Raw genomic sequence first — 12,385 nt, 5'->3', positions numbered from 1 at the left:
CAGCTCATCGCACCACCGCACACACCAGCACGACCACCACTCCTGCGGACCAAGGACGAGTGAGGACCCATGCAGATCAGTGACTCGGTGACGTACGTCGACGGCGGTACCGGCGCGGAGACCGCGGCGCAGGACCACCCGGTGGGCGAGGTGACGTTCGGTGCCGGCGGGGCGTTGGGGCTGCGCGCCAGGCTGCTCGGCACGGGGGGCCTCGGCGCCGCCGCCTCCCTGGACACGCCGTACACCACCTGCACCGTCCCGCTGTCCCTCTAGGCACGGCGGGGGAGGGGCCGGGGGATCCCCCGGCCCTTTCCCATGCCCCCTGCCGTGAGCGGAGGGGAGCAAGTAGCCTGCGGCCATGCGCGCGACGTCGTCGGTCATCGTGGGGCGGAAAGCCGAGATCGGGCTGTTGGGCGATGCCCTGGGGAGCGTCAGGAGGGGTGCCGGACGGGCCGTGTTCCTCGTCGGCGAGGCGGGGATCGGCAAGTCCCGGCTGGCCGGTGAGTGCGCCCTCCGCGCGTACGACCTGGACATGCCGGTCCTGCGTGGCCGCGCCACGTCCACCGGGCTCGTCGTGCCCTTCCGGCCACTGATCGAGGCGCTGTCCTCCCGGTTCCGGGCCGCGGGCGCCCCGGACGATCCCGAACTCCTGCCCTACCGGCCCGCGCTGGCCGCGCTCATCCCGGAGTGGCGGTCCGGTGCCGTGGCGCCCGGGTACGCCATCTCGCTGGTCGAGATGGCCGAGGCGTTACTGAGACTGCTCGCGGTGCTCGGCCGCGAGCGGGGCTGCGCGGTCCTCCTGGAGGACCTGCACGACTCCGACACCGAGACGATCGCGGTCGTCGAGTACGTCGCCGACAACGTGGCGGACCTCCCGGTCCTGCTGGTCGGTACGCTCCGGCCCGACCCCGGCCCCGCGCTGGACCTCGCGCTCGCCGCGGAACTGCGCAACACCGCAGAGCTGCGGGAGTTGGGGCCGCTGGACGACGCGGCCGTACGGGACATGGTGGACGCGTGTCTGGACGCGGGACCGGGGCAGGTTCCCCCGGCCGCGTACCGCACCCTCGCGGAGCGGGCGGGCGGGAACCCGTACCTCCTGGAGGTGCTCCTGGCCGACCTGCTGGACACGGGACGGCTGAGCAGGACCGACGGCCGGTGGCAGCTGGCTGACCAGGGCGAGGCGACGGTGCCCACGGGGGCTGTGCGCAGCTGGGCGCGCCGGCTCGACCGGCTCGACGAACCGGTGCGCGACCTGCTGCTCATCGCGGCGACCCTCGGCGGCCGGTTCTCCGTGGGGGTACTCAGGGCGGTGACCGGGCTCGACGACCGGGCGCTGTTCGCCCACCTCCGCTCGGCCTCGGAGGCGGGGATCATCGCCCCGGACGGGGCCGCCCACGACGACTACACGTTCCGTCACGTCCTGACCGCGGACGCGCTCAGGGCCTCGCTGCCGCCCGCCGAACAGGCCGCGCTGGCCCGGCGGGCGGCCTCGGCCATCGAGGAGTCCGTCGGCCCGCTGTCCGGCGAGGAGCGGCAGTTGGTGGCGACCCTGTGGCTGGCGGCAGGCGACAAGGCCACGGCGTCCCGGCAGTTCGCCCAGGTCGGGCGGCAGATGCTGGACGCCGGAGCGTCGGGTTCGGCCGCCGTGCTGCTCGAGCGGGCCCGGGGGCTCGCGGCCGACGAGGAGCGGGACGAGGTCGCCGTACAACTGGCCGTCGCACAGGCCGAGTCAGGACGCCTCGACGAGGCGTCGGCGCTGCTCGACGATCTTCCGCCGGTGGTCGCCGGGTCGCCCCTGGCGGAGGACAGGGCCCAGGCGCACACGCAGGTCGCGTGGGTGGCGGCCATGGCGGAGCGGCAGGAGGAGGCGCGCCGCCGGATCCGGGCGGCCCGCGTGCTGTTCGGGGGTTCGCCGCACCCGGAGCAGGAGGCGGCGCTCGTCGTGGTCGAGGGCCATCTCGCGCTGCTGCCGGAGCGGGGCGGCCGGGGCGACGAGGAGGGCGGGGAAGGACGGAGCGGTCGCGAGCGACTCGAACTGGCGGAACGTTCCGCCAGACGTGCAGCGCTCACCGCGGAGCAGCGCGGCCGGCCCGTGGTGGCGTGCCGGGCATGGCAGTTGCTCGCGCTGCTGTCGCGGGAGCGCGGGTTCGACGAGGCCGACGCCTGCCTGGTGCGGATGCTGGAGGTCGCGGAGAAGCACCGGCTCACGGTGTGCCGGGCCGAGGCGCTCGTACGGCTCGGCACCAACGCGTTCATGCGGACCGGAGAGGCGACCCAACTGGAGACCGCCCGCGCGGCGGCTCACGAACTCGGCTCCCTGGCCCTGCTCCAGACCGTCGACGGGTCGCTCGCCATGCAGAGCGTGCTGGCCGGACGATGGGACCGTGCCGGGGAGATCGTCGAGCGGTCGGTGGAGGCGAGTGCCCGACTCCAGAACCTGTCGGCGCACCGCTATCTGCTCCTCGTCGACGCGATGCTCGCCGCGCACCAGGGGCGGGCCCGCGAGCAGGACCGGGCCCTGGCCCGGTTCCGGCGGGCGGGCGGCGAGGAGTCCATGCTCGTCCCGCTGCAGCGTGGCCTGTGCCAGGCCGTCGGCGCGCTGATGGCGGAGGACCGCAAGCGGGCGCAAGCCGAGCTCGACGCGGCGGTCGCCTGGGAGCGCGAGCACCCGAGCTTCTTCTACCTCAGCGGCCGGTACGGGCTCCGCCCCCTGCTGCGGATCCTCGACGGCGACCGTGATGACGCCGGGGCCGACGGCGGTCGGGAGGCGCTACAGGAGGCGCTGGCGTCGCCCGGCGGGCAGCTGGCCTGGAACCGGATGTTCCTCGGCATGGCCGACGCGGTCCTGCGCGGCCGGGACGGCGACCCCGACGGCGCGCGGCGTGCCGTGGAGGAGGCCGGCCGCGCCGCGCCGGTGTTCCCGCAGGCCTGGCACCTCGCCCTGCGCCTGGTCGCCGAGGCGGCGCTCGACGATTCCTGGGGCGAGCCGGTCGCCTGGCTGCGCACCGCGGAGGAGTACTTCCACGAGGCGGGCGTGCCGCCGGTGGCAGGGGCCTGCCGGGCCGTCCTGCGGCGGGCGGGGATCAGCGTGCGGCAGCGCCGGGGCGGCCGGGAGCGGATCCCCGCGGAACTGCGTACGGCGGGTGTCACCCCGCGCGAGTACGAGGTGTTCGCCCTGCTCGGCGAACGGCCCGGCAACCAGCAGATCGCCCAACGCCTCTGCATCTCGCCCCGCACGGTGGAGAAGCACATGGCGAGCCTGATGACCAAGACCGGCTGCGTGGACCGCTCGGCGCTCTGCGCCCTGTCGGCGGAGCGGGCGGACGAACAGGGGCCGCCGGGCGCGGGGGCACGGGGGTGGCAGGCCTGAGCCTGGGTTCGGGCTCGGGCGTAGGCATCGGTGGGTGGCGTCGGCCCGTGTGGACGGGTTCTCGGGCGTTCGTGGGGGGCGACGGGCTCGGGATGGGGGCGGGGGCGGTCGGTATGGGGGTGTGGTCCCCCATGCCGTGGCCGTCGCCGGTGCGACTCTGCGGGTCCGGCACCGATGTGGGACGGGTGCGGGCGGTGGATCATCGAGCCGACCGACCAACTCCCGTCCCCCTACGGAGGTTCGCTCGATGTCGCGTCCGTCCGCGCAGCCCGTGGCGCCACCCGGCACACTCCGGTTCTCCGTCCTCGGCCCCCTCGCGGTCCACCGCGACGACCGGGCGCTGTCCCTCGGCCCGTTGAAACAGCGCGTCGTGCTCGCGACGTTGCTCGGTTCCGCCAACTCCCCAGTTTCCGTCGACACGTTGACCGACGCGGTCTGGCCGGAGGAACCCCCTCGTACCGCCCGCAAGAACCTCCAGGTGTACGTCAGCGCCCTGCGCGCGCTGCTCGGCGAGGACGCCCCCGACCGGCCGCGGCTCACCCACACCTGCGGTGGGTACGTGCTGCGCGTGGCCGAGGACGAACTCGACCTCCTCCGGTTCCGTTCCCTGGTGCGGGCCGCCGAGGGGCAGCGGCCGGAGCCCGCCGCCCGACTGCTGCGTCAGGCCCTCGGCCTGTGGCAGGGGCCGCCGTTCGGCGACGACCTGCGGCAGTCGCCCCGGATCGCCGAGGAGGCCGAGCGCCTGGAGCTGCGCCACCTGACGGCGTACGAGAGCTGGGCGGAGGCCGAACTGGCCGTCGGTGGCGCCTCGGTGGTCGTCGAGGAGCTGCGCGACCTGGTGGAGCGCCACCCGCTGCGGGAGCGGCTCCGCTGCGCCTGGATGCGCGCGCTGAGCGAGGCCGGCCGGCAGGCCGAGGCGCTCGCGGTCCACGACGACTACCGGCAGCTCCTCGCCCGGGAGCTGGGCCTGGAGCCCGGCGGCGCGATGGCGGCCAGCTACCGGGCGATCCTCACGGGCAGCTCCGGCAGCTCCGGCAGCTCCGGCAGCTCCGGCGGCTCCAGCTCCGGCGGCGCCGGCGGTTCCGGCGGGGCAGGGGCGGACGCGCACGCCGGACCGCAGGGCGTGCCCGCCCCGGCCCGTCGCGGCGCCGCGTCCGCCCTCCTGCCGCCCGACCTCGTCGACTTCACCGGACACGGCGAAGAACTGCGCGGTCTCGTGGACGAGTTGGAGGACGCCGACGGGCGCGGCGTCGTGCTGCTGTCCGGCCCCGCCGGGGCCGGGAAGACCACCCTCGCCGTGCGGGCCGCCCATCGGCTCGGCGAACTCTTCGCCGACGGGCGGATCTGCGTGTCCCTGCGGGCGGCCGACGGGGCCACCCGCCCGCTGCCCGCCGTCCTGGCGGAGATCGGCCGGGGTGCGGGCGTCACCGGGTTCTCGGGGCCCGAGGCGTTCCGCACGTGGCTCGCGGACCACCGCGCACTGGTCATCCTGGACGACGTGCCCGACGAGCGCGCCGTCCGGCCCCTGCTCCCGTACGGCGGGCACGGCAGGGTGCTGCTCACCGCACGCGGCCAACTGGGCGGTCTGGCACCCGTGCACCGGATCCCCGTGCCGCCGCTCGGCACCGCCGAGGCGCTGCAACTGCTCGCCGGGCTCGTCGGACAGAGCCGGGTACGGGGCGACCGGGAGGCGGCCCTGCGCATCGTGCGGGCGTGCGGCGGGTCGCCGCTGGCGGTCCGGGTCAGCGGCATGCGGCTCGCGGTGCTCCGCCACGTACCCCTGAGGGAGTTCGCGGACCGACTCACCGACCCTGCCGGGGCCCTCGACGAACTGACCTCGGGGGACGTGTCCGTACGGCGGTGGCTGGCCCAGGGGTGGGAGGCGCTGCCCGGGGACTGCGGCCGGAACGCGGGAAGGCTGGCCACGGGCACCGGCGACGGTCCGTTCGGCCTGAGCGAGGCGGCCGAGGCCCTCGGCTGCGACGAGCGGCACGCCGTACGGGTGGTGGAGGCGCTCATCGACGCCGGAATGGTCACCTCGCCGTGCGGCGAGGTGACCGCGCACGCGGCACAGTACGAACTGCCCCATCTGGTACGGCTGTACGTGCGCGGGTGCGGGCAGGGCGCCCCGGTGCCGGTGCCGGTGCCGGTGCCGATGCCCGGCTGAGGGGAGGCCGTGCGCGGTGGGAGGCCTGCGGCCCGCGCTTCTACTGTGCCACGACCGGCGGCAGCGGTTCGCGTGCCGTGTGCCAGGCGGAGGGCAGGGCGGCGACACCCGTGCGCGCGGCGATCACCCCGCCCGCGATGGCGCACGTGGTGTCGATGTCACCGCGCCCGGCGACCGTGCGCCACAGGCCCTCCTGGAGGTCGTCGAGGTGTCCCGCCGCGCACCACAGGGCGTAGGGGACGGTGTCGGGCCCGGACATGCGGTACCCCGAGCCCAGGACCTCCGCGGCGTGCCGCACCGAGGTGCGCTCCGGCATCCGCGCTGCGATCCGGATCCCCGACCGGACGTCGCTGTCGGGAAGCAGGTCCGCCACCGCCCACAGGAAGTCCGGCTGGGCCGGGGCGGGACCGCCCCGGCCGCGGGTGGCGAGCGCCGCGGCGAGGGCGACCGCCACCGCCCCGGCGACCGCCTCCGGGTGGTGGTGCGACACGGCGCCCTGGCGGGCGGCCTGCTCGGCGACGGCGTCCAGGTCGTCGGCGTGCCAGGCGCCGAGGGGCGCGACGCGCATGGCCGCGCCGTTGCCCCAGGAACCCTGGCCGTCGAACTGCCCGGCGACGACATCCCGCCAGGGCTCGCCGTCGCCGATGCGGCGGAGCACGTCGTGCATCGACGCCCCGTAGCCGCGGTGCGTGTCGTCGGCGTAGGCGGTCGCGAAGCGCAGGGCGAGGCGGTCCTGATCGACCGCGCCGCCGCCTTCCGCGAGTTCCCGTACGAGGACGACCGCCTGTGCGGTGTCGTCGCTCCACCGCCACAGCGGCTCCGGGGGCAGCGCCCGTTCGTCCAGGGCCGCCACGCCGTCCCTGCGCAGGATGCCGAACCAGCGGTCGCCGAAGGCGTCGCCGAAGGCCAGTCCCTGCAAGGAGTCGAGTGCGGCGGGAGGCGGAGTCGTCATCGGGGCAGTATCACAGCGTGACGCCGCACCGGCACGGCGATTTCGGCGCGGGGACGCCTGCCGGCCGGGGGTCGTGCAGGGTCAGGCGTGGTCGCCTTCGCCTTCTTCCACCTCCGCCTCGGTCCTCGGTGCCGGGAGGCCCACGTGGTGGGCCAGGAACGCGAGGCACTCGGCCTGCAGCGCCACCGCGCGGGACGCGGCCCGGTCGCCGTGGCCCACGCCGTGTTCCAGGCGCAGCAGGACCGGTCCCGCGCCGGACGTGGCGTGCTGGAGCGCGGCGCACATCTTGCGCGCGTGCAGCGGATCGGTCCTGGTGTCGCCGTCGGCGGCGGTGAGGAGCACCGCCGGGTACGCGGTTCCGGGCGTGACGCGGTGATAGGGGGAATAGCCCAGCAGCGTCCGCAGCTGGTCCGGGTCCCGCGCGCTTCCGTACTCGGGCGTCCAGCTGGGCCCGAGGCCCGACAGCTCGTACCGGACCATGTCCAGGAGCGGGGCCATGCACACCACGGCGGCGTACGTCCCGGGCCGCTGGGTGAGGGCCGCCCCGACGAGCAGTCCACCGTTGGAGCCGCCCATGATCGCGAGCCGGCCCGGCGCCGTCCACCCCGCCGTGGTCAACAGGTCGGCCGCGGCGGCGAAGTCGTCGAAGGTGTTCTGCTTGTTCTCCCCGCTGCCGGCCCGGTGCCACGCCTCGCCCTCCTCGCCGCCGCCCCGCAGCCCCGCCCACGCGAACACCCCGCCGGCCCTCACCCAGGCCAGGACCTGGGCGCGGTACCGGGGCGACATCGTGCGGCCGAAGCCGCCGTACCCGGTGAGCAGCGCCGGACGCGGCCTGTCCGGGCGCCCGGTCGGAGAGATCACGAACATCCGTACCGTCGTCCCGTCGGCCGAGGGGAACGCGACCTGACGCGTGACCGCGCCGCCGACCACAGGCGCGTCCGGGGCGTCGCGCTCCCAGCGCGCCACGCGACACGTCCGCGCGTCGAAGCGGAGCACCCGTGGCGGCGTCACGAAGTCGGTGTACGCGAACCAGGCCTCGTGGCTGCCGGGCGGCCCGGCCGAGAAGTCGCCGACCGCGCCGGTCCCGGGGAGCGGGACGGTCGCCACCTGCCGGCCCTCGGCCAGGTCGTGCACGGTCACCTCGGCCACCGTGTCCCGGGTCCAGGCGGCGAGGCCGAGCGGGTGCGCCGGATCCGGTCCCGTCAGCACCACGAGGTGGGTCAGTACCGCGTCGGGCCGTTCCGGGATCACCTCGTGCCACGCCTCCGGGCCCAGGTGGAGTTCGGCCGGCCGGCAGGCGACGACGCGACCGCGGGGCGCGCCGCGGTCGGTGCGCAGCCACACCCGGTCCAGGGGACCGGTGCCGGAAACTGCGTGCAGCCGGGTGGCCGCCTCCCTGCCCTCCTGGACCGGTCGCAGCAGCGGGCGGTCCCATGGTCCCGCCGTCAGGTCGGCGAGGTAGAGGTCGGTGCCGCGGCCGGTGCCGAGGGTGGCGGTGACGCCGAGCCAGCGGCCGTCCGCCGTCACCGACACGCTGTAGAACTGCGTCCTGTCCCGTCCCTCACCGAAGACGACGGCGTCCGCCTCGGGCACCGTCCCGATCCGGTGCAGACAGACCCGGCGGTGGTAGCGCTCCTCGCCCGGGTTGAGGCGCGGGTCCAGGCGCCGGACGTAGTAGAACGCCTCACCCCCGGGAAGCCAGCCGACCGAGGACTTCCGCACCCGGTCCACCGGCCCGTCGACGAGCTTCCCCGTCACCACGTCGATCACGTGGAGCAGGGAGTCCTCCGTGCCGTCCCTCGACACCTGGAAGGCCAGCAGCCCGCCCTCGACCGACGGTTCCCAGGCGTCGAGCACGGTCCGCCCGGACGGATCGAGGACGAGGGGGTCCAACAGCACCCGCTCGGCCGCGCCTTCTCCGGCCTCCGCCACCACGAGCACGGGGTGTTCCTGCCCCGCGTCCTGCCGCAGCCAGAAGACCCGGTCACCGCGGACCTCGGGCGACCTGGCGCGATCGACGGCGTCGAGCGCCGCCACCTCCGCCGCCCACCGCTCCAGACCGGGCAGGGCCGCCCGCTCCGCCGCGTAGAGTGCCTCCTGCTCCGCGCTCCAGCGTCGCGTCGCGGCGGACTCGGCGTCCTCCAGCCAGCGGTACGGGTCGGGGACGCGCAGCCCGTGCGGTTCCTCGACGACGTCCTGCCGCTCCGCTTGGGGGTACCGGCGCCGTGTCGGTCGCACCTCGTCGGCGGTCACTCACTGCTCCTTCGTTCGTGGTGGGGCGGCCGGCCGGCCTTCTCCGTGCCGGGCAGCGCGATCCACGCGTAGACGCCGGACAGCACGACGATCAGGCCGGACACCGCGAAGATCGTGTCGATCGGGCCGAACCGAATACCCCCGACCGAGCCCGCCAGATCGTGCAGCACGGAGCCGGCGAGCCATCCGGAGAGGACCGCCGACAGCATCGACGCCAGCTTCGTCACCGGATAGAACACGGCCATCACCCGGCCCCGGTACTCCGGCGGCGCCGCCGCGAGCAGCAGCGGCGCCATCGCGGTGTTCAGCACGGTGAGCGGGACGGTGAAGACGAACAGCAGGGCGATGCCGCCGAGGAAGGAACTCTGACGGGAGTAGGCGACGAGCAGCACACCGCTCACCAGGAGACTGATCCAGGTGCTCCGCCGTGCCCCGAACCACTGCACCACCCGGCCCGCGCACAGCGCGCCGGTGATGCCGCCCACGCCCATGGCCATGCCGATGTATCCGTACAGGTGGGCGTCGGCGTGGAGGTTGTCCGTGGTGAAGAAGACGTTCAGGGTGCTCAGCGCGCCGATCCCGAACTGGCCGATGACCGCGAGCAGGAGCAGCGCGACCAGGAACCTGCTGCGCGCGAAGAAGCGCAGGCCGTCCATGAACTCCCGCCCCAGCGCGCCCTTTCCGCGTCCGGCGGGCTTGGACGTGGAGTCCTCGCCGTCGGCCGGGGTCGGGGCCGGGGTGGGCGTACGGACCCCGATCGAGCGGATCGCGACGTACGACACCGCGTACGAGAGCGCGTTGAAGAGCAGGGCCCACTGCAGGCCGGCGGTGAACAGCAGCGGCGCCGCGAGAGGCGGCCCGATGATCCAGGCCGTCTCCCCGGTCGCCTGCGCGATGCCGGCGGCCCGGGCGCGGTCGGCGTCCCCGGTCACGAGGTCCGCGAGGATCGCGAAGCGGGCCGGCGAGAAGAACTGGCCGGCCGCGTGCAGCAGGAGCACCGTCGCGTAGACCAGGCCGAGCCAGACCCCCGCAGGGAGGGCGTCGACCGGCAGGAGGGAGACGACGGTCAGCAGGGCCACGAGCCCGCCGCGGACCGCCTCGCTCAGCAGCATCGTGCCGCGCTTGTCCCAGCGGTCGACGAACACGCCCGCGAGCGGACCGATGACCAGGACGGCGGCGCTCGACGCCATCAGGACGCCGCTCACCGCCACCGGCGCCCATGTCTCGTCCTTCGCGAGGACGGTCGCCACCCACAGCACCAGGGTGGTGCTGAAGACGGCGTCGCCGACGGACGAGACGGCCTGCCCGAACCACAGCCGGGTGTAGTCGCGGTTGATCAGCGTCAGGCGCGGTGTCATGAGGGCCTCGGCGACAGGACGGTCAGCGCTGTCAGGGCGGTCACCAGGGTCGTGTGGTACGCCTTCCGGAAGAGCTCGCCGGCCGCGGCCGACGGGGGTGCCGCGAGCGCCGCCGACCGCCCCGGGATCGCGCCGTCGGGCCGCTGGGCCCGCACCAGGCACTCCACGGCGGCGGCCCCGGAGGGCGTGTCCAGCGGATCGCTTCCCAGGATGAACTGGGTGAGGACGAGTTCCGCGGCCAGGTCCCACCGCTCGTGCCCGACGCAGTGCCGCAGCATCCGGTCGACCAGATCCCGCGCGTGCGCCAGGGCGGACCCGGTGAGGCCGGTGGTGGTCCGGCCGAAGTCGCCGAGGTAGAAGCCGGTATGGGTCAGGGCGTACGCCTCCGGGGTGGTCAGCGGCGCCGTGTCCACGGAGGTCGTGTGGACGGGGGTGGCCGGCTGGAGCGTGACGAGCGGGCTCCCGGGGAGGAGTTCGGTGTACGGCTCGACGGCGTGCCGGACACCGGCCATGTCCGCGTAGTAGCGGATCTCGATGCGGCGGTACGGCGACTTCCCGCCCGGCGAGAGGAACGCGGGGTCCAGCAGACCGAGCGCGGCCTGGCACTGCGTGTCGTCGATCCCGTCGGGCGCCAGCGCGGCGTAGACGAGCCGGTAGGTGGAGGCGTACGCGGGGACGTCGTCGAAGAGCCGCGGGAAGTCCGGGTCCTGCCAGAGTTTCCGGACGAGGGCCGTCGCCCCGTCGAGCGCGTTCGAGGCGCCGGAGGGGGAGCCACCCGGGCCGCTGCCCACGGCACCCTTCGGTCCGCTGCCCACGGCACGGCTCGGTCCGTCGGCCACCGCACCCGCCGTTCCGCCGGCCACCGCGTCGCCCGGTGCGGCGGGGCCGGCGGGGCGGGACGCGCAGTGGCAGAGCAGGGCCAGTTCCAATGCGGCCTTCGCCTTTCCGTGCGTCGCCGACCGGCCGCTCGCCGAGAACGGGTCGAAGTGGTCCAGCCGCGCGCCCAGCCAGGCGAGCGCGCCGGCGGAGAGCTGCTCCAGGGGTGACGGCATGGCTACAGGCGCCCCGTCTCGTGCAGATGGTCGAGCAGCGCGGTGTCCACCGTGTCCCGGAACCTCGCCAGCGTCCGCGCGTTCTCGTCGTAGCGGTAGAGGTCCTGGCAGGCGATCCACCGGTCGCGGGTCTCCGCGGCGGGCAGATACCCGTCGGCGACGGTGCCGACCTCCCAGTCGGGCTTGCCCGCGGTCTCCCAGCAACTGGCCAGGGTCCCGTCCGCGCTCACCACCGCGCCGTAGCGTCCGTCGGCGTGACCGCAGGTGACGCAGGTCTTGCGGGCACCGGGGCGGCTCACGGTGAAGCCGAGGTCGAGTGCCCGGCGCTGCCACCGCGTGAAGGCGGCCGACAGGTCGCCGTTGTGCAGCAGGCTGTTGGCGTATCCGACGCCGACGTCACCGACCCGCGCGAAGTACAGGGTGCACCGCGCCGGGTCGACCGCGCCCACGAGCCTGTCGATGAGCGCGTCGACGCCGTGGAAGGTCTCCTGGGAGACGTTCACGCGCAGCGTCCACTGGATCGGCGAGACCTCGGAGGCCTTGACGATGTTGCGGACGATCTTGTCGAAGGTCCCGCCGCCGTCCGCCCTTCCGACGCGGATCCGGTCGTGGTCGTCCCGGTCGCCGTCGAACGTGACCTGGATGGACGTCAGTCCACGGTCGGCGAGCCGCCGGGCCAGCGGCGGGGTGAGCAGCGTCGCGTTGGAGATCATCCAGGCCGACGTCGGCGCGATGTCCGCGGCGCGTTCCAGGAGTTCGAGGCAGCCGCGGGGGTTGAGCAGCGGCTCGCCGCCGAAGAGCAGGATCCTGAGCTTCTCAAGGCCGACGGCGGCCATCTGCCGCTCGGTGAAGCCGAGGATCGAGGTGATCGTCTCCGAGGTGAGACGGGTCCGGGCGATCCGGGGCGGCCGGGTGCCGCCCGTCTGGTCCTGCGCGGTGTTCTGGAAGCAGTATCCGCAGCCCAGGTTGCAGTGGGTGCTGGTGAGGACGGTCAGCGCGTAGGCACGGACCCGGGCGGGGGCGAACAGGCCGCTCTCGCGCAGCCGGTGTTCCGCCTCGGGGTGCAGGGTCCCGTCGGCGGCGACGTGCCGGTCGCCGAGGCGGGCCACCCCTCCCGGGCCGAGGAACCACCAGTTCCGCCGGCCCTGGAGGAGGCGCGCGCCGGACGGGAGGGGGGCGGGGCCGGGGACGCCCACCGTGTGACCGGTGGTCGTCGTTCCTCCGACGCTCATC

At 74.9% G+C, this 12,385-nt stretch carries 8 protein-coding genes; 3 read left to right on the top strand and 5 right to left on the bottom strand.

Annotation, left to right across the window (positions count from 1 at the left end):
• The first annotated feature begins 69 nt into the window (after positions 1-69).
• The 3 genes from IO20_RS0114620 (at position 70) to IO20_RS0114610 (ending at position 5,537) form a co-directional block, all read left to right on the top strand.
• On the top strand, positions 70-273 hold the full coding sequence (locus IO20_RS0114620; protein ID WP_030545296.1) for a hypothetical protein: 204 nt from the start codon (positions 70-72) through the stop codon (positions 271-273).
• Between the two features lie 85 nt (positions 274-358).
• Positions 359-3,370, top strand: a complete 3,012-nt coding sequence (locus tag IO20_RS0114615; RefSeq protein ID WP_030545295.1) for a helix-turn-helix transcriptional regulator — start codon at positions 359-361, stop codon at positions 3,368-3,370.
• 247 nt (positions 3,371-3,617) lie between these two features.
• Entirely contained in the window at positions 3,618-5,537 is a 1,920-nt protein-coding gene (locus IO20_RS0114610; protein ID WP_030545294.1) for an AfsR/SARP family transcriptional regulator, read from the top strand.
• 40 nt (positions 5,538-5,577) lie between these two features.
• Here IO20_RS0114610 and IO20_RS0114605 read toward each other — a convergent pair whose 3' ends face one another.
• From IO20_RS0114605 to IO20_RS0114585, 5 genes are all read right to left on the bottom strand, one after another.
• Positions 5,578-6,489: an ADP-ribosylglycohydrolase family protein gene (locus IO20_RS0114605; protein ID WP_030545293.1), complete on the bottom strand. Its 912-nt coding sequence runs from the start codon at positions 6,487-6,489 to the stop codon at positions 5,578-5,580.
• Between the two features lie 81 nt (positions 6,490-6,570).
• Positions 6,571-8,742 (bottom strand): prolyl oligopeptidase family serine peptidase, encoded by a 2,172-nt coding sequence (locus IO20_RS0114600; protein ID WP_078945772.1) that lies wholly within the window; start codon positions 8,740-8,742, stop codon positions 6,571-6,573.
• Positions 8,739-10,100 carry an MFS transporter gene (locus IO20_RS0114595; RefSeq protein WP_051874196.1) on the bottom strand — a complete coding sequence of 454 codons (1,362 nt, stop codon included), beginning with the start codon at positions 10,098-10,100 and terminating at the stop codon, positions 8,739-8,741. Before IO20_RS0114595 ends, IO20_RS0114600 begins: the two co-directional genes overlap by 4 nt.
• The gene (locus IO20_RS36570) at positions 10,097-11,152 is read right to left on the bottom strand and encodes a DUF6895 family protein (protein WP_037635491.1); all 1,056 of its coding nucleotides are present in this window, start codon (positions 11,150-11,152) and stop codon (positions 10,097-10,099) included. Before IO20_RS36570 ends, IO20_RS0114595 begins: the two co-directional genes overlap by 4 nt.
• A gap of 2 nt (positions 11,153-11,154) precedes the next feature.
• On the bottom strand, positions 11,155-12,384 hold the full coding sequence (locus tag IO20_RS0114585; RefSeq protein WP_051874218.1) for a radical SAM protein: 1,230 nt from the start codon (positions 12,382-12,384) through the stop codon (positions 11,155-11,157).
• Between the last annotated feature and the right edge of the window lies 1 nt (position 12,385).

The sequence above is a fragment of the Streptomyces exfoliatus genome, from assembly GCF_000725545.1.
In the GTDB taxonomy this organism is placed as follows: domain Bacteria; phylum Actinomycetota; class Actinomycetes; order Streptomycetales; family Streptomycetaceae; genus Streptomyces; species Streptomyces exfoliatus.
The sequence above is the reverse complement of the archived record's forward strand: the minus strand, read 5'-3'. Positions and strand labels throughout refer to the sequence as shown.

Excerpts from the sequence above, each read along its gene's own strand:
- IO20_RS0114605 (WP_030545293.1), bottom strand. The coding sequence starts at position 6,489 with ATGACGACTCCGCCTCCCGCCGCACTCGACTCCTTGCAGGGACTGGCC.
- IO20_RS0114595 (WP_051874196.1), bottom strand. The coding sequence starts at position 10,100 with ATGACACCGCGCCTGACGCTGATCAACCGCGACTACACCCGGCTGTGG.
- IO20_RS0114610 (WP_030545294.1), top strand. The coding sequence starts at position 3,618 with ATGTCGCGTCCGTCCGCGCAGCCCGTGGCGCCACCCGGCACACTCCGG.
- IO20_RS0114585 (WP_051874218.1), bottom strand. The coding sequence starts at position 12,384 with ATGAGCGTCGGAGGAACGACGACCACCGGTCACACGGTGGGCGTCCCC.
- IO20_RS0114615 (WP_030545295.1), top strand. The coding sequence starts at position 359 with ATGCGCGCGACGTCGTCGGTCATCGTGGGGCGGAAAGCCGAGATCGGG.
- IO20_RS0114620 (WP_030545296.1), top strand. The coding sequence starts at position 70 with ATGCAGATCAGTGACTCGGTGACGTACGTCGACGGCGGTACCGGCGCG.
- IO20_RS36570 (WP_037635491.1), bottom strand. The coding sequence starts at position 11,152 with ATGCCGTCACCCCTGGAGCAGCTCTCCGCCGGCGCGCTCGCCTGGCTG.